This window comes from uncultured Pseudoteredinibacter sp. (assembly GCF_947500695.1).
Lineage (GTDB): Bacteria > Pseudomonadota > Gammaproteobacteria > Pseudomonadales > Cellvibrionaceae > Pseudoteredinibacter.
Genome location: NZ_CANMSS010000001.1, coordinates 686,071 through 706,662, shown reverse-complemented (window position 1 = coordinate 706,662; position 20,592 = coordinate 686,071). Strand labels below are relative to the sequence as shown.

Annotated in this window: 21 protein-coding genes; 18 read left to right on the top strand and 3 right to left on the bottom strand. The window is 47.2% G+C overall.

The features are described 5' to 3' along the window. The first annotated feature begins 45 nt into the window (after positions 1-45). The 18 genes from trmJ to der all read left to right on the top strand — a co-directional run bounded on the left by trmJ (position 46) and on the right by der (position 16,691). Positions 46-846, top strand: coding sequence for a tRNA (cytosine(32)/uridine(32)-2'-O)-methyltransferase TrmJ (gene trmJ, locus Q1A08_RS02795; RefSeq protein ID WP_299769430.1), 801 nt, complete (start codon positions 46-48; stop codon positions 844-846). 146 nt (positions 847-992) lie between these two features. Further along, entirely contained in the window at positions 993-1,490 is a 498-nt protein-coding gene (gene iscR / locus Q1A08_RS02790) for a Fe-S cluster assembly transcriptional regulator IscR (RefSeq protein WP_299769428.1), read from the top strand. A 45-nt stretch (positions 1,491-1,535) separates the two neighbouring features. After that, positions 1,536-2,750: an IscS subfamily cysteine desulfurase gene (locus Q1A08_RS02785; protein WP_299769426.1), complete on the top strand. Its 1,215-nt coding sequence runs from the start codon at positions 1,536-1,538 to the stop codon at positions 2,748-2,750. Positions 2,751-2,802: 52 nt separating this feature from the next. After that, positions 2,803-3,189, top strand: a complete 387-nt coding sequence (gene iscU / locus Q1A08_RS02780; protein ID WP_299769424.1) for a Fe-S cluster assembly scaffold IscU — start codon at positions 2,803-2,805, stop codon at positions 3,187-3,189. 49 nt (positions 3,190-3,238) lie between these two features. After that, positions 3,239-3,562 carry an iron-sulfur cluster assembly protein IscA gene (gene iscA, locus Q1A08_RS02775; protein WP_299769422.1) on the top strand — a complete coding sequence of 108 codons (324 nt, stop codon included), beginning with the start codon at positions 3,239-3,241 and terminating at the stop codon, positions 3,560-3,562. 116 nt (positions 3,563-3,678) lie between these two features. Then, positions 3,679-4,227 carry a Fe-S protein assembly co-chaperone HscB gene (gene hscB / locus Q1A08_RS02770; protein WP_299769420.1) on the top strand — a complete coding sequence of 183 codons (549 nt, stop codon included), beginning with the start codon at positions 3,679-3,681 and terminating at the stop codon, positions 4,225-4,227. Positions 4,228-4,301: 74 nt separating this feature from the next. After that, positions 4,302-6,179: a Fe-S protein assembly chaperone HscA gene (gene hscA / locus Q1A08_RS02765; protein WP_299769418.1), complete on the top strand. Its 1,878-nt coding sequence runs from the start codon at positions 4,302-4,304 to the stop codon at positions 6,177-6,179. A gap of 42 nt (positions 6,180-6,221) precedes the next feature. Continuing rightward, on the top strand, positions 6,222-6,560 hold the full coding sequence (fdx, locus tag Q1A08_RS02760; protein WP_299769417.1) for an ISC system 2Fe-2S type ferredoxin: 339 nt from the start codon (positions 6,222-6,224) through the stop codon (positions 6,558-6,560). 12 nt (positions 6,561-6,572) lie between these two features. Next, positions 6,573-6,776 (top strand): Fe-S cluster assembly protein IscX, encoded by a 204-nt coding sequence (gene iscX, locus Q1A08_RS02755; protein ID WP_299769906.1) that lies wholly within the window; start codon positions 6,573-6,575, stop codon positions 6,774-6,776. A 444-nt stretch (positions 6,777-7,220) separates the two neighbouring features. Next, positions 7,221-7,646, top strand: coding sequence for a nucleoside-diphosphate kinase (gene ndk / locus Q1A08_RS02750; RefSeq protein ID WP_299769415.1), 426 nt, complete (start codon positions 7,221-7,223; stop codon positions 7,644-7,646). A 17-nt stretch (positions 7,647-7,663) separates the two neighbouring features. Continuing rightward, complete coding sequence (gene rlmN / locus Q1A08_RS02745; protein ID WP_299769413.1) at positions 7,664-8,803, top strand: 23S rRNA (adenine(2503)-C(2))-methyltransferase RlmN; 1,140 nt, start codon at positions 7,664-7,666, stop codon at positions 8,801-8,803. A gap of 14 nt (positions 8,804-8,817) precedes the next feature. Further along, a complete protein-coding gene (pilW, locus tag Q1A08_RS02740; RefSeq protein WP_299769411.1) occupies positions 8,818-9,585 on the top strand; it encodes a type IV pilus biogenesis/stability protein PilW in 768 nt (255 codons plus the stop codon). Continuing rightward, positions 9,585-10,589, top strand: coding sequence for a RodZ domain-containing protein (locus Q1A08_RS02735; RefSeq protein WP_299769409.1), 1,005 nt, complete (start codon positions 9,585-9,587; stop codon positions 10,587-10,589). Before pilW ends, Q1A08_RS02735 begins: the two co-directional genes overlap by 1 nt. 13 nt (positions 10,590-10,602) lie before the next feature. Further along, positions 10,603-11,718 (top strand): flavodoxin-dependent (E)-4-hydroxy-3-methylbut-2-enyl-diphosphate synthase, encoded by a 1,116-nt coding sequence (gene ispG / locus Q1A08_RS02730; RefSeq protein ID WP_299769407.1) that lies wholly within the window; start codon positions 10,603-10,605, stop codon positions 11,716-11,718. Between the two features lie 140 nt (positions 11,719-11,858). Further along, the gene (hisS, locus tag Q1A08_RS02725) at positions 11,859-13,148 is read left to right on the top strand and encodes a histidine--tRNA ligase (RefSeq protein ID WP_299769405.1); all 1,290 of its coding nucleotides are present in this window, start codon (positions 11,859-11,861) and stop codon (positions 13,146-13,148) included. Between the two features lie 120 nt (positions 13,149-13,268). Beyond that, positions 13,269-13,943, top strand: a complete 675-nt coding sequence (locus Q1A08_RS02720; RefSeq protein ID WP_299769403.1) for a tetratricopeptide repeat protein — start codon at positions 13,269-13,271, stop codon at positions 13,941-13,943. 1 nt (position 13,944) lies between these two features. Beyond that, positions 13,945-15,081 carry an outer membrane protein assembly factor BamB gene (gene bamB, locus Q1A08_RS02715; protein ID WP_299769401.1) on the top strand — a complete coding sequence of 379 codons (1,137 nt, stop codon included), beginning with the start codon at positions 13,945-13,947 and terminating at the stop codon, positions 15,079-15,081. A gap of 197 nt (positions 15,082-15,278) precedes the next feature. Then, a complete protein-coding gene (gene der, locus Q1A08_RS02710; RefSeq protein ID WP_299769399.1) occupies positions 15,279-16,691 on the top strand; it encodes a ribosome biogenesis GTPase Der in 1,413 nt (470 codons plus the stop codon). Between the two features lie 85 nt (positions 16,692-16,776). On the opposite strand, the gene Q1A08_RS02705 is transcribed toward der, so the two are convergent. The 3 genes from Q1A08_RS02705 to xseA all read right to left on the bottom strand — a co-directional run bounded on the left by Q1A08_RS02705 (position 16,777) and on the right by xseA (position 20,317). Beyond that, positions 16,777-18,288 (bottom strand): alkaline phosphatase, encoded by a 1,512-nt coding sequence (locus Q1A08_RS02705; protein WP_299769397.1) that lies wholly within the window; start codon positions 18,286-18,288, stop codon positions 16,777-16,779. A 12-nt stretch (positions 18,289-18,300) separates the two neighbouring features. Next, a complete protein-coding gene (locus tag Q1A08_RS02700; RefSeq protein ID WP_299769395.1) occupies positions 18,301-18,810 on the bottom strand; it encodes an NUDIX hydrolase in 510 nt (169 codons plus the stop codon). 163 nt (positions 18,811-18,973) lie between these two features. After that, positions 18,974-20,317 carry an exodeoxyribonuclease VII large subunit gene (xseA, locus tag Q1A08_RS02695; protein WP_299769393.1) on the bottom strand — a complete coding sequence of 448 codons (1,344 nt, stop codon included), beginning with the start codon at positions 20,315-20,317 and terminating at the stop codon, positions 18,974-18,976. Positions 20,318-20,592 lie beyond the last annotated feature (275 nt).

Genomic DNA, 20,592 nt, shown 5'->3' with positions numbered 1-20,592 from the left:
GCCGTTTTGGCCCTAGGCCAGTCCAGTAAGTTAGTAGGAATCAACATGGCCGACAGTTTAGCTCCAGAAAATAGCCAACGTTTGCAGAAAATTCGTATCGTTTTGGTCAATACATCCCACCCAGGCAATATCGGTGGTGTAGCTCGAGCCATGAAGAACATGGGGATGGCTAGCTTATATCTGGTTGCTCCGAAAGAATACCCAGCAGATAAAGCGGTCTGGCGAGCTTCGAATGCGGTTGATGTACTTGATGGGGCAGTAGTGGTTGATACCTTAGATGAAGCTATTGCCGGCTGCGCCTTGGTAGTGGGAACCAGCGCTCGAGACCGTCGAATCCCTTGGCCAATGTTAACCCCGAGAGAGTGTGGTGAGCGTGCTTGGGCAGAAGCTGAAGAGCATGATGTAGCCTTGGTTTTTGGTCGTGAAGACCGTGGCCTAACTAACGAAGAGCTACAGAAATGTAACTACCATGTTCACATTCCTAGCAACCCCGACTATAGCTCTCTCAATCTAGGTGCCGCTGTACAAGTGCTGGCCTATGAAATGAGGCTGGCGTGTATCGAATATGAGCGTGAAGGCAAGGCTCTTAGCTTCGACGATTGGGATATGCCGCCTGCCAAGAGTGAGGCGATGGAGCACTATTATGAGCATTTGCAGCAGACTTTGGAGAAGATTGGTTTCTTAGAGCCTGATAACCCGCGTCAAACCATGACTCGTCTGCGCCGCTTATATAGTCGCGTGCGTATGGATGAGATGGAGTTAAACATTCTCCGCGGTGTTTTAACCGCTATGCAGAATTACGTTTATCACACGGAGAATAAGCTTAAGTCGAAAGATTCTGATTAATAGCTTCTTAGCATAAGGGCGTATATTGCTTAAACCTGAGTAGAATGCTAGGGTATATACCTGAGTTAATTACTAGGTATTATTCTTGACTCTAATCCTAGGTTTTTTAATAATGCGCGCCGCGCCTCAATGCTGGAAGCCTGATAATGAGACTAACAACAAAAGGCCGCTATGCGGTCACAGCAATGCTGGATTTAGCGCTCCATGCCGATAAGGGCCCGATTAGCCTGGCAGGAATCTCTAAACGACAAGAGATCTCTCTAAGTTACTTGGAGCAGCTGTTTTCAAAATTGCGTCAAAACGACTTGGTAAGTAGCGTGCGCGGTCCTGGTGGTGGTTATCGCTTGAGCCGTCCGAGCGAAGACATTTATGTCGCTCAGATTGTCGACGCTGTCAATGAGTCCATTGATGCGACAAACTGCGGTGGCAGTGGCAGCTGCAGAAATGGAGCTACCTGCTTAACTCACCACCTATGGTGCGATTTAAGCGAACAGATTCATGATTTCTTAAGTGGAATCAGCTTGGCCAGTTTAGTGGCCCGCAAAGATATTCAAGAAGTATCTGAGCGATTGGACAAAGAAGAAGCTCTGCAGCAAGCAGAGGCCAACTCAATGCAGCGCATTACTGCCGCTAGCTTGGGTTGATAACCGTGAACCCGGGGTAGAGCCCGGGATATTGAAGGCTAAATCATGAAGTTACCGATTTATTTGGATTACTCTGCGTCAACGCCAGTGGACCCGCGCGTGGCTGAGCTAATGATGGATTGCCTAACTATGGATGGCAATTTTGGTAATCCGGCTTCCCGCTCACATGTGTACGGCTGGAAAGCTGAAGAGGCCGTTGAAAACGCCAGGGCGCAAGTCGCTGATCTTATCAATGCAGATCCACGCGAAATCGTTTGGACTTCCGGTGCAACCGAGTCCGACAACCTAGCTATCAAAGGTGTGGCTCATTTCAATGTGCGCAAAGGCAAGCATATTATTACCTCGAAAATCGAGCATAAGGCCGTTTTAGATACCTGTCGTCAGCTAGAGCGTGAAGGTTTTGAGGTTACCTACCTAGATCCAGATTCCGAAGGTTTAATTACCGTACAGCAAGTGGCTGATGCGATGCGTGAAGACACCACAGTGGTTTCTTTGATGCATGTGAATAATGAAATCGGCACCATTACCGATATTGCAGCCATCGGCGAGTTGTGTAGAGAGCGTAAGGTTTTCTTCCACGTCGACGCGGCCCAAAGCGCTGGCAAAATTGAGATCGATGTTGAAGCGATGAAGGTCGATTTGATGTCTTTCTCTGCCCATAAGATATATGGCCCTAAAGGCATTGGCGCCCTTTATGTTCGCCGTAAACCACGTGTTCGCTTGGAAGCTCAAATCCATGGCGGTGGACATGAGCGTGGCTTCCGTTCGGGCACTTTAGCGACCCATCAGATTGTTGGTATGGGTGAGGCATTCCGCTTGGCAAAAGCTGAAATGCAGCAAGACTTTGATCATTGCAACGCCTTAAAACAGCGTCTATGGGATGGTTTGAAGGATATGGAGCAAGTTGTTGTAAACGGCTCTTTTGACCAGCGTGTGTCAACCAATATCAATATTAGCTTTGCCTATGTGGAAGGTGAGTCTTTATTGATGTCTTTGCGTGATTTGGCAGTATCTTCAGGCTCAGCTTGTACCTCGGCCAGTTTGGAGCCTTCCTATGTACTGCGCGCTTTGGGCGTTGATGATGAGATGGCTCATAGTTCAATCCGTTTCGGTGTGGGCCGCTTTACTAAACCAGAAGAAATTGACTTTGTGATCGAAAAAGTACGCCACGCCGTAGCCAAATTGCGCGAGTTATCGCCACTTTGGGATATGTATAAAGATGGTGTTGATTTAAGTAAAATTGAGTGGGCTGCGCACTAAGCGTATTCCATTAAGCAATAGCCTTTAGCATAGCTAAGGTGGAGTAAATAAAATGGCTTATAGTGATAAAGTAATCGATCATTATGAAAACCCTCGTAATGTTGGTAAGTTGGATGAGGCTTCTGACAGCGTTGGTACTGGTATGGTTGGCGCCCCAGCCTGTGGCGATGTAATGCGCCTTCAAATTCAGGTAAATAACGAAGGTGTTATCGAAGACGCCAAGTTCAAAACCTATGGCTGCGGTTCTGCAATTGCATCAAGCTCGCTACTAACAGAGTGGGTGAAGGGTAAAACCTTGGGTGAGGCTGAATCGATCAAAAACACTGAGATTGCTGAAGAGTTGGCTTTGCCTCCAGTAAAAATTCATTGCTCGGTTTTGGCTGAAGATGCTATTAAAGCGGCAGTGCGTGATTTACGTGAAAAACGCGGTGAAGACTAAGGCTTCATCGCTTTCGTTATAATTTTAGCTAAAAGGCAGCGGTAATATCATGGCGTTAACCATGACAGACTCAGCGGTAGAGCATGTTCAGCGTCACTTGAGTACACGCGGTAAAGGCGTTGGTATTCGAGTGGGCGTTCAAACCACAGGCTGTTCCGGTTTATCCTATGTTCTGGAATTTGTTGATGAGCTTAATCCAGAGGACGAGGCTTTCGACCAAGGCGGCTTTAGCTTAGTGGTCGACCCAAAGAGTTTGGCCTATTTAGATGGCACAGAACTGGACTTCGTGAAAGAAGGTTTGAACGAAGGTTTTCAATTCAATAACCCCAATGCTAAAAACGCCTGCGGATGTGGTGAGAGCTTTCACGTTTAATTCGTGTCATAAGCTTGTAGGCGTCGCAGTTGAAAAGATTAAAGCCGGGGCGTTTCCCCGGCTTTTTTGTATGAATTTTGTAAGTCGTTACTCGGCGAAGACAAGTAAGCATATTTATGGATCTAAGTGAAAACTATTTTGCCCTCTATCAGTTAGAGCCGAGCTTTGATATTGATTTGGCTGCGCTAAAAGTAGCGCATCGCAAGCTACAGACACAGTGCCACCCTGATAAATTTAGCGCCGAAGGTGCGCAGCAGCAGCGTTTGGCCGTGCAAGCTATGGCTTATGTAAATCAGGCCTTTGAGACGCTAAGTGTGAGTGTTAAGCGGGCTGAATATTTGTTGGAGCTCGCTGGCTTTGAGGCCAACCTTGAAAACAAAACCCATCAAGATCCAGTTTTTTTGATGCAACAAATGGAATGGCGAGAAGAGCTTTCTGAGTTGCGTCAATTGGTTGCTAGTGATGAAGCAGCGGCAGAAGAAAAGCTGCAAGCTTTGTATGCTGAGCAGCGATCACTCGAGCAAAAAATTCAAGCTGAATTCGTTAAATGTTATGAGTCTGGGGATTTTTCTGCTTGTGTTGCGCCTTTGGCTAAAATGCACTTTACCACTAAGTTCGCTAAAGAGTTGCGAGCCGCAGAAGATGAACTGCTCGATTTAGATTAACTGATTACTATCTTGGCCGACAGTATAACCGTGATCACTGGCGACCAGATTTGCCGATAAGAAATAGGTATTTTGTGTTACTTCAAATTTCAGAACCTGGACAAAGCGCTAAGCCCCACGAGAAAAAGCTCGCGGTAGGTATCGACTTAGGTACAAGTAACTCCGTTGTTGCATCTGTACGCAGTGGTGAGCCGGTGGTGCTGGCCGATGAGGAAGGGCAGTCAATTTGCCCGTCTGTTGTCCACTATCAAGCTTCTGGTCCAGTTCTCGTTGGTCATGGTGCCGAGAAAAAATTATTAAGCGACCCAGCTAATACAGTTAGCTCTATAAAACGCCTTATGGGGCGCGGTGCTGAAGATATCGGCAGCTTAGGTGAAAAACTTCCTTATCGGTTTGTAGAAAAAGATGGCAGTGCATTGCCTTATTTGTCTACGGCGGCAGGAGATTTTAGTGCGGTAGAAATTTCCTCTGAAATACTTAAGCACCTTTCGGCATTGGGTGAGCGTAGTTTGGCCAGCGGTGCATCTCAGCATTTGGATGGAGCGGTTATTACCGTTCCGGCGTACTTTGATGAAGCTCAAAGACAGGCAACCAAAGATGCGGCAACTTTGGCCGGCTTAAAAGTTCTTCGTTTATTAAACGAGCCTACGGCGGCTGCCGTTGCCTATGGCCTTGATCAGCAAGCTGAAGGTTTGATTGCGGTTTATGATTTGGGTGGCGGTACTTTTGATGTTTCCATCCTGCGTTTGAGTAAAGGCGTTTTTGAGGTGCTATCTACAGGCGGAGACTCTGCTTTAGGTGGTGACGATTTTGATCAATTGTTAGCTCAATGGATTTTGCAACAAAGCAACAATGAGCATGCGTTATCAGCACAAGAGCAGCGAGCGCTATTGCTTAAGGCTAGAGCTGCCAAAGAAGCCCTTGCAGGAAATGAGTCTGTAGATATTGAGTTTGGCACATGGCAGGGCAGTCTAAACCGTCAGCAAATGTCTGAGATTTTGCAGCCGCTAATTGCTCGCAGTATCAAGTCATGCCGTCGTGCTTTGCGTGATGCTGATGTAAGTTCTGATGAAATTGATAATGTGGTCTTGGTAGGTGGCTCTACCCGAACTCTTGCTGTACGAGAAGCGGTAGCTGATTTGTTTGGACGTGAGCCTTTATCCGATATCGATCCCGATAGAGTGGTGGCTCTAGGTGCGGCTATTCAGGCCGATATACTAGTGGGTAACAAGCCTGATAGTGATATGTTGTTATTGGACGTTATCCCTTTGTCTCTAGGTATTGAAACAATGGGCGGCCTGGTCGAGCAGATTATTAGCCGTAATACGCCCATTCCTGTAGCCAAGGCGCAAGAATTTACCACTTTCAAAGATGGTCAAACTGCCATGGCTGTGCATGTCTTGCAGGGTGAGCGCGATTTGGTGTCGGCTTGCCGTTCGTTGGCACGTTTCGAGTTGCGCGGTATTCCTCCGATGGTGGCCGGTGCGGCTAAAATTCGAGTGGTATTCCAGGTTGATGCAGATGGCCTGCTGATGGTGTCAGCCGAAGAACTCAATAGCGGTGTAAAAACCAGTATTGATATCAAGCCGTCTTATGGCTTGGCGGACGATGAAATTAGTCGCATGCTCTCAGAGTCATTCAGTCATGCTGAAGATGATATGAAGGCAAGAGCTTTGCGTGAGCAGCAGGTGGAGGCAGAGCGTGTTTTGGAGGCTTTGGTGCCGGCACTGGAGGCGGATGGCGATTTGCTCAACGATGAAGAGCAAGAAACCATTGTTGCAAGCATGGAGAGGCTGCTTCAAGTTCGCCAGAGCGCTGAAAGCCCGCGAGATATTGAGGCGGCCATCGAGGCTGTGGCTCAATGCACCGATGACTTTGCAGCTCGCCGAATGGATAAGAGTATTAAGGCGGCCTTGGCAGGCCAGAGCCTAGATGATATTGATTCAGAGTAGTTGCTAATTAGCAGCTGCTGAAGAGTTTAACGAGTGTGAATTATGCCTAAGATAGTATTTTTACCCCATGAAGAGATTTGCCCAGAGGGTGCAGAGGTTGACGCTGAAAAAGGCGAAAGCATTGTTGATGCTGCACTTCGCAACGGTATCGAAATTGAGCATGCTTGTGAGAAGAGTTGTGCATGTACTACCTGTCATGTGGTGGTTCGTGAGGGCTACGACTCTTTAGAAGAGGCTGATGAGCTGGAGGATGATTACCTTGATAAGGCCTGGGGGCTTGAGCCGGACTCACGCCTAGGCTGTCAGGCCTTGGTTGCGGAAGAGGACTTGGTTGTCGAGATTCCAAAATACACCATTAATCAGGTTTCTGAGCATCACTAAGGGGGCGATATGTTGGACTTACGCTGGACGGATGTGAGCGATATCGCCATTGAGCTTTATGATGCGCACCCGGATGTGGACCCGCAATACGTGAATTTTGTTGATTTGCGCAACTGGGTTATGGCGTTGGAAGGCTTTAATGATCAGCCTGAGCGCTGTGGGGAAAAGATACTTGAAGCGATCCAGGCAGCCTGGATAGAAGAAGCCAGCGACTAGCGTCTGATATGGGATTTGCCTGGGGCTTAAGCTGACCCAATTCGCGCAAGATTCAAAAACTACCTTACACACGGTGATTTTGCTCACCATAAGGCGCTCTTTGAAGCCATTTAGTGTGAAAATAGGTGCTTTTACGCGATCTTAAGCTATTTAACCGCTGTCCTCAGAGGTGTATAATCGGCGCCTCTGTAGACACAGGGCTCTGGGTTTCTGGCATTTTTCATCAAGCTGAAAAATGATCATATAGATCAGTAACATAGAGTCCGCCGCTGAGCAGGCTGCCATGCAGGGCGAGTCAGCTCCCAACAGATCTAAACCCGTGGCTAATGCCTAGCTGGCAAGTCGCGGGTTTTCCGTATGGATTCCCGTAAAACGACCAAATTGGGTCGACAGTGGATTCTGCGGTTTTAAGAATTTTATTCATTTATTTTTGGAGATTAACTCATGGCGGTAGAACGCACTCTTTCCATCATCAAGCCAGATGCTGTAGCAAAAAATGTAATTGGTCAGATTAACGCTCGTTTTGAAGCTGCAGACCTAAAGATTGTCGCTATGAAAATGGTTCAGTTGGACGACGAAAAGGCTGGCGGTTTCTACGCCGAGCACAAAGAGCGTCCTTTCTTTGGTGACTTAGTTTCTTTCATGACCTCTGGTCCTGTTGTTGTACAGGTATTGGAAGGCGAAGGCGCTATTGCTAAAAACCGTGAGTTGATGGGTGCTACCAATCCTCAAGAAGCTGACGCAGGTACCATCCGCGCTGATTTCGCTCAAAGCATCGACGCCAACGCTGTACACGGCTCTGACTCTGCAGCTTCTGCTGAGCGCGAAGTAGCTTACTTCTTCGCTGCTGACGAAATCTGCGGCCGCTAAGTTTAGGTAGTAGATTGATGTCCCTGACGCCGTCCGAAAACACTGTCGAAAAAGTTAATTTGCTGGGTTTGTCTCAGCAAAAGCTGGAAGCCTTTTTTGAAGAAATGGGTGAAAAGCGCTTTCGTGCGGCGCAGGTTCTCAAGTGGATCCACCAAATGGGTGTGGATTCATTTGATGAGATGACCAATATCAGCAAAGCACTGCGTTCCAAGCTGGCCGCTAAGGCTGAAATTAAAGCCCCTGAGGTGATGCAGCAGTTAGATTCTGCTGATGGAACTCGCAAATTTCTGATTAAGGTTAGCGGTGGCAGTGCCATCGAGACAGTGTTTATACCAGATGGCGAGCGTGGCACCTTGTGTGTTTCATCGCAAGTAGGCTGTTCCTTGGATTGCAGCTTTTGCTCAACTGGTAAACAGGGTTTTAATCGCGATTTGACGGCGGCCGAGATCATTGGCCAGGTATGGATTGCAGCAAAATCTTTCGGTCAATTTGGTGAAGACCGTCCAAGAAAAATCACCAATGTCGTGATGATGGGGATGGGCGAGCCATTACTCAACTTTGACAATGTCGTCGATTCGATGAATCTGATGATGCACGATAATTGTTACGGAATTTCAAAACGCCGAGTCACTTTAAGTACCTCAGGCGTGGTACCGGCACTCGATAAGCTCGATGGTCTAACCGATGCTTGCTTGGCGATCTCTTTGCACGCGCCGAATGATGAGCTTCGCAATGAGTTGGTGCCTATCAATAAAAAGTATCCCATCGCCATGTTATTGGACAGCGCTAAGCGCTATATTGATAACTTGCCCGATAATCGACGTAAAATTACCATCGAATATACACTTATCGATCATGTAAATGACCGACCAGAGCATGCGCGTGAGTTGGCGCAACTATTGCGAGATATTCCGGTCAAAATCAATCTGATCCCTTTTAATCCGTTTCCAATGTCTGATTACAAGCGTGTCAGTAACAACAGTTTGCGACGCTTTCAGGATATCCTAACGGAAGAGGGCTACATCACCACCGTGCGGACGACTCGTGGAGATGATATTGATGCCGCTTGTGGCCAATTGGCTGGCAATGTAAATGACCGGACTCGCCGTTCGCAGAGATACCAAGAGCAAGCCGTTCGAATTATTAATAACGCATAGAACCGGAATACAAAATGATTCGCAGCCTAGTAAAAACCACCATAACAAGTTGGCTGTTGTTGAGCTTGACAGCTTGCGTCACTACTTATGACCGAGAGCCCAAAAAGCCCAATATGGAAAAGGCTAAAGAGACTCACATTCGCCTGGGCCTACAATACCTGCGTCAAAACAACTTGGATTCTTCACGCTTTCATCTTAACAAAGCTCTGAAAATTGATCCGGATTCTGCCGGTGCCTATAGTGGCTTGGCAGCTCTTATGCTGCGTGAAGGCGACGATGAGAATGCTGAGCGCTTCTATAAAAAAGCTATTCGTTTAGATGGTAGCCTTTCTCAAGCTCGCAATAACTATGGTTCTTTTTTGTATGGTAAGCAGCGCTTTAGTGAAGCCCTGGTTCACTTTCAAAGTGCTGCGCAAGATCTTAATTATGATCGCCGCCCATTGGCATTTAACAATGTTGGATTGACTCAACTTTCCTTAGGAAAAATTGACGCTGCTGAAAAAGCTTTTGTGCGATCTGTAACCTTAAGTCCAAACATGCCGCGACCTTATCTTGAGTTGGCGGGAATTGCCTATGAAAAGACCGAGTATAGAGCGGCGCTAAGATTGCTTGATCAATATCATCGGGTGTCACCAATTTCACCACGTTCTGTGCAAATGGAGCTGGAGTTAGCTAAGGTTTTAGGTGATAAAAACCGTGAATCTAGCGCTCGCTTAAAACTGAAAAATATGTTCCCTAATGGCAAGCCGTTGCAGGGGAATTCTTTGACGGGTAAGCGCTAATGAGCGAGCTTGAATCCCCTAGAGAAACTGAGGCTCCTGGTCCTGGAGCAATTATTCTTTACGCTCGCGAGCAACTTGGCATCAGCTCAGAAGATTTGGCGGCCGAGCTAAAGATTACCAAACATAAGCTTCATTTTATCGAGTCTAATCAATTTGAGCAGGCTGGCACCGAAACGTTTGTGCGTGGTTATTTGCGCAATGCGGGGCGTGTTTTACAACTCGATATCGATATCTTATTGGCTGAATATGAAGCTTTTTGTGAGGTCGAAAACCCCCATAAAGACAATCAAGCGCCTGCTGAAACGTTGAGAGCAGAAGCTAAGCCAAAATCTAAATTAATGTTGATTATCCCTGCGGTATTGCTGCTTCTTTGCGGCTCTTGGTATCTGTACCAGCAAGTGAGCGGGGAGTCTGAGCAGGTCAAAGGTGCTAAAGAGCAGACTACTAAAGTGCCGCTAGTTGAGCCTAAGCCGCTCGATAGCGTTGAACCGGTCGAAAGCTCAACAAATAGTGGTCAAGTTAAGGGCGTCGTCGCTCAAGAACCTAAAGGCGCTGAGTCTGAAAAATTATCAGGCCTTGATGAAGTCCCAGCAAAAGAGCTCGTAAATAATTCTACAGAGCTAGCTAATGAGAAGCCTCTCGTTAAAACGGCTGAAACAAGCATCCAAGCTCCAGAGAATGTTAACAATCCCGCTGAAGCGGCTTCGCGGGCAAGCACTTTAGAAGCCTCGCTTGAGGATGCAGCTGAGTCATCAACGAGTTCCGCTGAGAAATCCTTAGTGTTTACCTTTTCTGATAGTTGTTGGCTGCAAGTTCGGGATGCGACAGGAAAACGCTTATACAGCAATACTAAACAGGCTGGGCAAGAGCTGCGCCTGCAAGGGCAGCCACCGTTTAGAATGAACTTTGGTAACGTTAGGGCGGTATCGTTGACGATCGATGGTGAGGCTGTGTCTTTGCAAGCCAGAGCTGGCCGTAAAACCCTAGCGGTAACTATTCCATAATTAAGTAAACAATATGCACTTTGAATCCCCGATTAAACGCCGCAAATCTAGACAGATTATGGTTGGCGATGTGGCCGTAGGTGGTGATGCACCCATTTCGGTGCAGAGTATGACAAATACCGATACCTGTGATGTAAATGCTACCGTAGCTCAGATACAAGGCTTGCAGGATGCTGGCGCTGATATAGTCCGGGTGTCTGTACCAACTTTAGATGCGGCTGAGGCTTTTGGTGAAATTCGAAAAGCTGTAACTTTACCTTTGGTTGCAGACATTCACTTTGATTATCGTATTGCGCTTCGTGTTGCCGATTTAGGTGTGGACTGTTTACGAATTAACCCTGGTAATATCGGTAGGGAGAAACGTATTGCTGCGGTTGTAGAAAAAGCAAGAGACCTAAATATACCGATTCGAATTGGGGTTAATGCCGGCTCTTTGGAAAAAGATCTACAGAAAAAATATGGCGAGCCCACACCAGAAGCCATCGTAGAGTCGGCCTTACGTCATGTTGATATTCTGGATAAGATGAATTTCCAGGATTTTAAAGTCAGTGTAAAAGCGTCTGATGTTTTTATGGCCGTTGCAGCCTATCGAAAGCTGGCTACACAGATTGAGCAGCCGCTTCACTTGGGCATAACAGAGGCCGGTGGTCTACGCTCTGGAACCGTAAAGTCAGCTGTTGGTCTGGGCATGTTATTGATGGATGGCATCGGTGATACCTTGAGGGTTTCCCTGGCTGCCGACCCGATCGAAGAGGTTAAAGTAGGTTGGGATATTCTAAAAAGCCTAAAGCTACGCGCGAAAGGCATTAACTTTATTGCTTGTCCAAGCTGTTCTCGCCAGAATTTCGATGTGGTTGCTACCATGAATCAGTTAGAAGAGCGCTTGGATGATATTCGCACCCCTATGGATGTGTCAGTAATTGGTTGTGTGGTAAACGGTCCGGGCGAGGCTAAAGAATCTGACGTGGGCTTGGCCGGCGGAACGCCAAGCCACTCAATTTATATCGACGGTCAGGCTGACCACAAATTGGGTAAGGATAACTTGGTAGATAATCTAGAGCGTATTATTCGAGCCAAGGCAGAAGAAAAAGCAGAAGCCGAAAAAGATTTGATTGCTAAATCGGTGTAGAAAGCCAAAGCGGCCCTGGGTAATGTGCAATCGTAAAGCTCAATCGTGAAGAGCTATCGTGCAACAACAGCGTAAAACACCATTACAAAAAAACATTACAGTAAACCTGTGAGTTTCATTTTAGAGAGATAGGTAGCAGTTTGAAAAAGATCCAAGCCATTCGAGGCGTGAACGATTTGTTGCCAGAGCAGTCTGTGCGTTGGCAGTATCTAGAAAAAACCGTAGCAGACTGTGTGGCGAGTTATGGCTACCAAGAGATTCGGTTTCCGATCGTTGAGTCAACTGATTTGTTTAAGCGCTCGATTGGCGAAGTCACCGATATTGTAGAGAAGGAAATGTACACCTTCGATGATCGCAATGGTGACAGTATAACTTTGCGTCCGGAAGGCACGGCTTCATGTGTGCGTGCTTGTGAACAGCACGGCTTGTTGTACAACCAAACCCAGCGCCTATGGTATACCGGTCCGATGTTTCGCTATGAGCGACCTCAAAAGGGGCGTTTGCGTCAGTTTCATCAAATAGGTGTCGAAGCTTACGGAATGCCGGGGCCCGATATTGATGCAGAATTATTATTGCTCACCGCAAGTTTGTGGCGCCAGTTGGGGATTCTCGATGCGCTGACCTTAGAAATTAATAGCTTGGGTTCAAATGCTGCTCGTGAATCTTATAAGGCGGCATTAGTAGACTATTTAAGTGAGCGAAAAGATCAATTAGACGAGGATAGCCAGCGTCGTCTTGATAGTAATCCGCTTCGAATTCTAGATAGCAAAAATCCTGACACTCAAAAGCTTTTAGATGCAGCCCCTAGCTTGTCCGATTATTTGGATGACGAGTCGCGTTCGCATTTTGAACAAGTGCAGCGTCTTTTGACTGAAGCGGGCGTGCCATTCAAAGTAAATCCCCGATTGGTTCGAGGCTTAGATTATTACTCAAAGACGGTTTTTGAATGGGTGACCGATAAGCTGGGTGCCCAAGGAACCGTTTGTGCCGGCGGCCGCTATGATGGACTTATAGAGCAGTTGGGCGGCAAACCGAATACAGCGGTTGGCTTTGCTATGGGTGTTGAGCGCTTAATACTGTTGCTGGAGGCTTTGGATAAGTTTCCAGGCAGCCTGCCAAATGCTGCAGATATCTATATTGTGGCGGCTAGCAACGATGCAAATGCGGCTCAGTGTGCGGCGGCCAATATGGCAGAGCGAGTTCGTGCTGAACTCCCGGGCTGTCGAGTGGTCAATCATTGCGGTGGAGGTAGTTTTAAAAGTCAGCTCAAAAAAGCGGACCGAAGCGGCGCTGCCTTCGCACTGATTCTTGGCGATCAAGAGTTAGAGCAAGCTAAGGTACTTATGAAGCCTTTACGTGGGCAGGGCGAGCAGCAGTTGTTAGACCAAGTTGACTTGGTTTCCGCTTTATCTAATGCGCTAGAGAGCTAAGTCAAAGCCATAATAAGCCCTAGGGCTTATAAGCGGCTTATGATAGTCTAGCGGGCTTTATGGCGTTGGCTTTTGGCCTTGTGCAAAAAACAAACAGAATGCAGGTAAGTAGGAGTTACAGTGGCAGAACATCTCACTGAAGAAGAACAATTAGAAGCCATTAAACGCTGGTGGGACGAAAACGGCAAAGCATTGCTGACCACCGCATTGTTGATTGTTGCGGGTTATTCGGGTTTTCAATTTTGGCAAACAAAGCAACAGGCTCAGGCCGAAGCTGGCTCGGTCGTTTATGAGGAGCTGCTGCAAGCCGCTAGCCCTCAAAACCCTACGGCCGAACAAGAGAATACTGCTAAATTTTTGGCTCAACAGCTAGTGGATGAGCACAGTGGCAGCTTTTATGGCATTAGTGGTGACTTGTTTTTGGCTAAGATTGCTGTGCAGGCGAATGAATTAGATCTAGCCGCTACGCATTTAAACTCAGCGATAGCGCAAGGCCCTAGCGAAGCGCTACGTCCTATTGTTTACCAGCGACTCGCTAAAGTTCAATCGGCTAAAGGTGATAATGCAGCCGCCTTGGCAACATTGGATAAAGGTCAAACTCAAGCAGTAATCGGTTCTTTCGCTGAGACTCGCGGTGATATCTATATGGCTCAGAACGACGCCGACCGTGCCCGTGCTTCCTATCAGCTGGCGATAGATTCATTGGCCGCTGAGGATATTGCTCGACGTCAACCTTTACAGGAAAAACTCGCTAGCGTACCGGCAGCAGCAACTCAGGATGGGAATGCTCAATAATATGAAAAAACCAATAGCATTGCTGCTTATGTCAGCAATTATCTCTGCTTGTTCCTCTACTGATGAAGTGAATATCGAGCCAATGGAATTGGTGGACTTTGAAGCTGCAGTTGAGCTAAAAGAAGTATGGTCCAAAGATATCGGTGCGGGTCAAGACACACGTTTTAGTCGCTTAACTCCTGCGCTGGACGGCGATACTTTGTACGCAGCGGGCTCTGAGGGTGAAGTTGTCAGTTTAAATGCCCAAACAGGTAAAGAGCTTTGGTCTAAAGATCTGGATCGAGAGCTGGCGGGCGGAGTCGGTGTTGGCCCAAACAATCTGTACTTGGGTGGTTACACTGGTTCAGTATATGCGCTGTCTCGTAACGATGGTTCGGAGCAGTGGCAAACCAAGCTAAGCAGTGAGATTCTTTCAGCGCCACAGAGTAATGGTGAGGTGGTCGTTGTACAGACTTTAGATGGTCGTTTGTACGGCTTAAACGCTCAGAATGGCGAGCAAATTTGGCGCTATGACAACCCAGTACCTGTGTTAACGTTACGCGGTACCGCGAACCCTGTTATCTTTGCTGATAAGGTTTATGCGGGCTTTGCGTCAGGTAAAGCCGTTGCATTGAAGTTGGCTGATGGTGTGCAGGTTTGGGAGCAGCGTGTTGCCGTGCCCCAGGGTAAAACTGAGCTAGAACGTGTTGTTGATATAGATGCTACGCCACTATTGCAAGGTAATATTATCTACGCATCGGCCTACCAGGGTCGTATTATGGCGATTAATCGCAGTAATGGTCGTCCAATGTGGGCGGCGGACTCTTCTAGCCACAAAGATATCAGCACATTGCACGGCAATATTTACGTTTCCTCCGCTGATGATCGAGTGCGTGCACTTAACAGTGGTAATGGTGAGCAGGTTTGGGAAAACGATAATATGCTACGCCGAGAGCTGGGCGCTCCCCATGCCATTGGTGGTTATGTAGCTGTCACCGACTTTGAAGGTTATATCCACATATTGGATCGCGAAGATGGTCGTTTCGTAGCTCGCGAAAAGGTTGATGGCGACGGTGTTCGCGCTAGCATGATCAGTGGTGATGGCTTGCTATACGTATACGGTAATAGCGGGGATCTAGTCGCTTATCGTATCCAGTAAGTGTGATCCCTTAGTCAAGCAAAAAGGGCCTTTTGGCCCTTTTTTCGTTATTGGCTTCTTTATATCCAGGCCAGATTTGCCACATGGCCACTAAAACTTGCTACTGACGAGAAAATCCCTATACTCGCGGCCCACGAGATACATCAAAATGGGTTAGAAGTCTCTTAGATAACCCTAAACCTCTACTGGAATACCAAATGATACCTGTAATCGCCTTGGTTGGTCGCCCTAATGTGGGCAAATCTACCATGTTTAATCGTCTGACCCGCAGTCGTGACGCCCTAGTGGCAAACTACGCCGGCCTAACACGGGATCGTAAATACGGTGACGGTGAGATTAATAAGCGTCAGTTTATGGTGATTGATACTGGCGGTATTACAGGTGACGAAGAGGGTATCGATTCGGCTATGGCTGAGCAGTCGCTATTAGCTGTTGAAGAGGCTGATGTCGTGTTGTTTTTGGTCGATAGCCGTGATGGCCTAACGGCGGCCGATGAAATGATCGCAGAACATTTACGCGTTAATAATAAGCGTACCTATGTGGTGGCCAATAAAATTGATGGTCAGAACCACGATGTCGCTATGGCGCCATTCTATGAGATGGGTCTTGGTGAGGTGTATGGTACGACGGCTACCCAAGGTCGTGGTGTGAAAACACTGATGGAATTAGTGCTTGAGGAATTCCCTGAAAACGTCTTTGAGGATGAAGAGGAGGAGGAAGCCAAGGGTATTAAAATGGCCATTGTTGGTCGCCCTAATGTGGGTAAATCTACTTTGGTAAACCGTTTGTTGGGTGAAGATCGTGTGGTTGTTTTTGATATGCCGGGCACCACCCGCGATAGTGTTTATATTAACTATGAGCGCAACGAAAAACCATATACGATCATCGATACGGCGGGTATTCGACGCCGCAAAAACGTAAAAGAGTCCGTAGAAAAATTCTCTATCGTTAAAACTTTGCAAGCGATTAATGATGCCAACGTTGTGGTTTTATTAGTGGATGCGACTGAGGGTTTGGTTGATCAAGATCTTCATTTAATGGGGCATGTAATTGACCAGGGTAGAGCATTGGTAGTTGCTTTAAATAAATGGGATGGTTTGGATAGCGAGCATAAAGAGTTTGTTAAAAATGAGCTAGAGCGTCGCCTGCGTTTTGTCGACTTTGCCGATATTCATTTTATTTCGGCTTTGCATGGTACCGGTGTTGGTCATTTGTATGAGTCTATCGAGCAGGCCTATAGTGCCGCAACCGATAAGTTAACCACCAATCATTTGACGAGAATTTTGCAGGATGCTGTCTCTACTCATCAACCACCTATGGTCGGTGGGCATCGAATCAAGTTGCGCTATGCGCACGCCGGTGGTAAAAATCCTCCGATTATTGTAATTCATGGTAATCAGACGGAATCTGTTCCTGCACACTATAAAAAGTACTTAGAGAAAACATTTCGTCGTGTTTTAGATTTGCACGGCACTCCAATCAAAATGGAGTTTAAGTCTACTGATAACCCTTACAACGGTAAGAAAAATGAACTGAGCTCTCGTCAAGCGGCTAAAAAGAGGCGTTTGATGGAGCACTATAAAAACGCTAAAAAGAAAAAGAAGAAATAGCTTGCTGGAATTACTGGGTTCAAAAATAAAAAAGGGAGCTTTTGCTCCCTTTTTTATTTTCCGCTGTTAGCGTTTTATTACCGTCCTATCGTTCAGCGTCTAGCTCTGCAGCATGATTAATAGCGTGAAAAATATAGTTTTGTTCAACGACACCATTAAACAAGTGAGCCCAAGGACCACGGGCATAAATGGCTACGTCTTCGCCAGCATGAGTTTCTGACTCAAGCGGGATTAAAGCTTGCTGCTTGTAGTCGTGGCTTTGAGCTTGCTCTTCTGTGGCATGAGGGCGGGGGCCGTGACTATGTGCACCTGGACCATTAGCATAAGAAAGTGTGGTGTAAGGCTTGCCATCTAAAGCTAGGTTTGGTGTGTTGGCTGGCCGACCTTTTTTATCGATACCTTGGGCTAAACCAAGAATTGGGTTACCGCGATAAGAGTAGCCCTGAATAACAAATGTGTGTGAATGGTCGGCAGTAACAATAATTAGAGTGTCTTCTTTATCGGTTTTGCGCATAGCCATTTCAACGGCATCGGCCATTGCAATACCGTCGGTTAGGGCACGCTTTGCATTGCCAGCGTGGTGGGCGTGATCAATTCGGCCGCCTTCAACCAAGAGAAAAAAGCCATCGTCATTTTTGCTCAGAATATCAATCGCTTTGTCAGTCATTTCGGCTAAAGAGGGCTCGCCACCTTGATCTTTTTCGCGATCAAGTTCGTATTCCATATGAGAGCTGTTAAATAGGCCGAACAATTTATCGGTTTCTTTTGGGTCTACCTTATCGAAACCTTTTTGATTCCAAACATATCGGCCGTCGGGGTGTTTTTCTTGCCATTCTTCAATTAGATTGCGCTGATCTCGACGTTTACCAAATTTGCCTTCTGGTCCACTGACATTGCTTGGTAGAAAGTGTCGACGCCCGCCGCCCATAGCTACCTCAATGCCGTCGCCATACGAAAACTCGATGAGTTGTTGTGCTATGTCTTTGCAACCGGCTTCTTTGTCGTGGGCGCTAAGCTTACTGTCGTCCTCAAAGTTTCTGTCTGCAGAGTGTGCGTAAGTAGAAGCGGGGGTGGCATGGGTAATGCGCGTAGTTGTAACCACGCCGGTTGAGCGTCCATCAAGTTCAGCCAGCTCCATCAGGGTAGCGGCATGATTTTTCAGTGCGGCTTGGCAATCGCCGCGGTCGATACTGTCGTTAACCGAAATAAGCCCCATCTTGGTTTTAATGCCCGTCATGATGGCTGTCGCAGTGCCAGCCGAATCTGGGGTCTGAGCATTCGTGTTATAGGTTTTCGATAATGCCATATGCGGAAAGTGTTCATAGGAAAGCTGAAATTCCTCGCCATCACCACCGTCGATTTGGCCCTTGAATATGCGAGTTGCCGTTACTGAGGCAATACCGTTGCCATCACCCACAAATACGATGACGTTTTTCGCTTTGTTTTCATTGTTTTCGCGCTTTAAGGCGGCTTTAAGCTGAGCCTGCCCTTGTTCAAACCAGGGATTGGTTTTTTGTTGGGTGATGCTGTCGTCACTACAGCCAGCTAATAAGCCGAGCCCTAACGATAAGCAAAGAATTTTTTTCTTAAAAATCATGATTGAGCCTGATTAATTTTCACTGTTGTTTTGGCTGGCATTGGATTGGTTTAAATAGTCCATAAGCCAAGCTCTTTGATAGGGGAAGCGCCACTGCACTGCAGGAATAAGCGAGGGATTAACCCAGCGTGCGCTTAAGATTTCAATATTGTCTTCGGGGTTTGGTCGCATCTTTTCTTTATTGGTGCAACTAAACAACTGGAAGCCATTATCAAAGGTTTTGATTGTTTTATCGGCGCTTACAGCGACGCCGGTTTCTTCAAGGGTTTCCCGTTCAGCAGTTTGCGCGGGTGTTTCTCGCCAGCGAAAACCGCCACCTGGAAAATTCCACTCGCCGTTATGTTGCTGAACCATCATGATGCGATACTCGCCGCCGCTGGCATTGTGTTCCAGCAGGCAGCCAGCATTCGCTTGGCCAGAACCGGTTGTGGGGCTGTTTAAAAGATCACAGCCGCCTAGCATTACAAGTCCAGCCGTTACCGCGATTGCCTTTAAAGGTTTTGATCTATAAGTATTCAACATGATAATCCGTGTCATCTGTGCTGATATTGCGAATTGGCAATCCAGTCTCATTCAGCGCTGTTTGCACAGCTGTGTCGCTCGCCATGAGCAACGCAAAAAATAAACGCCATATTAAATCAGGCTTATGCAACAATTTGATGACATAGCCTTATATATTGCAAGTCTACTTGCTTGTTTGTATCGCTGCCACCTGGCAATCTAATTTCCCTTCCTCCAGCTGGACTGAAATAAGATCTCCTGTGCTGATCTGGGTGGCCTTGTGGATGATTTTACCCTCGCTATCGCGACTAATGCTGAATCCACGTTGCAAAACCGCCAGAGGACTTAAAGCCTGTAGCTTGCCGACCGGTGTGCTGAGCGACATTTCTAACTTTTGTATTTTGTTGCCCATCAATAGCGATAGATTTTTGCTTTGCTGGCTCACTGTTTGTTGTAGCTCTACAAGTCGCTGCTTAGGGTGTTGCTGCGCAAAGCGAAACTGCAGGCCTTTGAACTTGTGTTGTTGGAGTGTCAGGCGATTGGCCCATGCTCGCTGTAAGCGAATCTCCAGATTATCTAGTCGTTGGCTCTGTTGTTCTAAAGTTTGCCCAGGATGACGTAAGCGACGCGATAGCTGTTTGAGCTTAAGTTTTTCAGTGGCCACCTTGCGTTGGCAGGCTTGACCAAGTAATACCGCGTTGCCTAATAGCAGCTGTTGTTGGTTTTCTTGATCCTGGCTGAGTAGCTCAGCGGCTGCTGAAGGGGTTGCTGCCCGCAAGTCGGCGACAAAGTCTGCGATGGTGAAGTCGACTTCGTGGCCAACTGCTGAAATAACTGGGATGTCACTATTCACGATGGCATAAGCCAGTGCTTCATTGTTAAATGCCCATAGGTCTTCTAGTGAGCCACCACCACGGGTAAGCAGTATCGCGTCCGCTCCCGCATGCTTGTTAGCCAGCTCAATGGCATTAATAATCTGGCTTGCAGCAATATCACCTTGGACTTGGCAGGGCAGTATGGTCACTTCAGTGCTGGGGCTTCGGCGTTTCAGAACGCTTAAAACATCTCTAACCGCTGCGCCGCTGGGTGAGGTGACAACGGCTAATTTGCCGATATGGTCGGGTAGTAGACGTTTGCGTTCTTCCGCCATCAGGCCTTGTTGGAAGAGCTTTTCTTTTAAGGCTTCAAATTGTGCTTGAAGGTCCCCGGTACCCGCAGGCTGCATATGTTCGATAATCAGCTGATAATCACCACGCCCTTCGTACAAGCTTACCCGGGCCCGCACTAGGACTTTGTCGCCATTTTGCGGGTTAAAGCGCAGCATTTGATTGCGGTTTCGAAACATTGCACCGCGGACTTGGGCGCCTTGATCCTTAAGGGTTAAATACCAGTGTCCAGAGGACGGTTTGGCCAAGTTAGATATTTCACCTTCCAGCCAAATTAGGGGGAGGTGGGTTTCCAAGAGCTGTTTGGCTTTACGGTTTAGCTGACTAACGCTAAGGACTTGTTTGTTTTGAGATTGATTCATGGCGCTTATTGTATGGGATCAGTTGCCTTGAGCACAGCCATAAGCGTAGTGATTTTAGTTGAGGTCATGGCTTGTTGCTTATTTGATCAATAGCTCGGCTAAATTGTCGCTAGCCATGCTGCGGCTGGGCTAAGGCTCGTGTCTCTTGTTTACCCTTGGCTAGAAAATCTATATAATTGCCGGTTTATCTAAGCCACTCCTTCACCTTGTAGTCCTATCGCACTTTGCCGAAGCTCTATAGCTATTGGCTTAGTTAGTAATAGTTATATCAAGGG

What these genes read in the sequence shown, in the direction of transcription:
- trmJ (WP_299769430.1), top strand. Translation starts at nt 46, where the DNA reads ATGGCCGACAGTTTAGCTCCAGAAAATAGCCAACGTTTGCAGAAAATT.
- iscR (WP_299769428.1), top strand. Translation starts at nt 993, where the DNA reads ATGAGACTAACAACAAAAGGCCGCTATGCGGTCACAGCAATGCTGGAT.
- Q1A08_RS02785 (WP_299769426.1), top strand. Translation starts at nt 1,536, where the DNA reads ATGAAGTTACCGATTTATTTGGATTACTCTGCGTCAACGCCAGTGGAC.
- iscU (WP_299769424.1), top strand. Translation starts at nt 2,803, where the DNA reads ATGGCTTATAGTGATAAAGTAATCGATCATTATGAAAACCCTCGTAAT.
- iscA (WP_299769422.1), top strand. Translation starts at nt 3,239, where the DNA reads ATGGCGTTAACCATGACAGACTCAGCGGTAGAGCATGTTCAGCGTCAC.
- hscB (WP_299769420.1), top strand. Translation starts at nt 3,679, where the DNA reads ATGGATCTAAGTGAAAACTATTTTGCCCTCTATCAGTTAGAGCCGAGC.
- fdx (WP_299769417.1), top strand. Translation starts at nt 6,222, where the DNA reads ATGCCTAAGATAGTATTTTTACCCCATGAAGAGATTTGCCCAGAGGGT.
- ndk (WP_299769415.1), top strand. Translation starts at nt 7,221, where the DNA reads ATGGCGGTAGAACGCACTCTTTCCATCATCAAGCCAGATGCTGTAGCA.
- rlmN (WP_299769413.1), top strand. Translation starts at nt 7,664, where the DNA reads ATGTCCCTGACGCCGTCCGAAAACACTGTCGAAAAAGTTAATTTGCTG.
- pilW (WP_299769411.1), top strand. Translation starts at nt 8,818, where the DNA reads ATGATTCGCAGCCTAGTAAAAACCACCATAACAAGTTGGCTGTTGTTG.
- Q1A08_RS02735 (WP_299769409.1), top strand. Translation starts at nt 9,585, where the DNA reads ATGAGCGAGCTTGAATCCCCTAGAGAAACTGAGGCTCCTGGTCCTGGA.
- ispG (WP_299769407.1), top strand. Translation starts at nt 10,603, where the DNA reads ATGCACTTTGAATCCCCGATTAAACGCCGCAAATCTAGACAGATTATG.
- bamB (WP_299769401.1), top strand. Translation starts at nt 13,945, where the DNA reads ATGAAAAAACCAATAGCATTGCTGCTTATGTCAGCAATTATCTCTGCT.
- der (WP_299769399.1), top strand. Translation starts at nt 15,279, where the DNA reads ATGATACCTGTAATCGCCTTGGTTGGTCGCCCTAATGTGGGCAAATCT.
- Q1A08_RS02705 (WP_299769397.1), bottom strand. Translation starts at nt 18,288, where the DNA reads ATGATTTTTAAGAAAAAAATTCTTTGCTTATCGTTAGGGCTCGGCTTA.
- Q1A08_RS02700 (WP_299769395.1), bottom strand. Translation starts at nt 18,810, where the DNA reads ATGTTGAATACTTATAGATCAAAACCTTTAAAGGCAATCGCGGTAACG.
- xseA (WP_299769393.1), bottom strand. Translation starts at nt 20,317, where the DNA reads ATGAATCAATCTCAAAACAAACAAGTCCTTAGCGTTAGTCAGCTAAAC.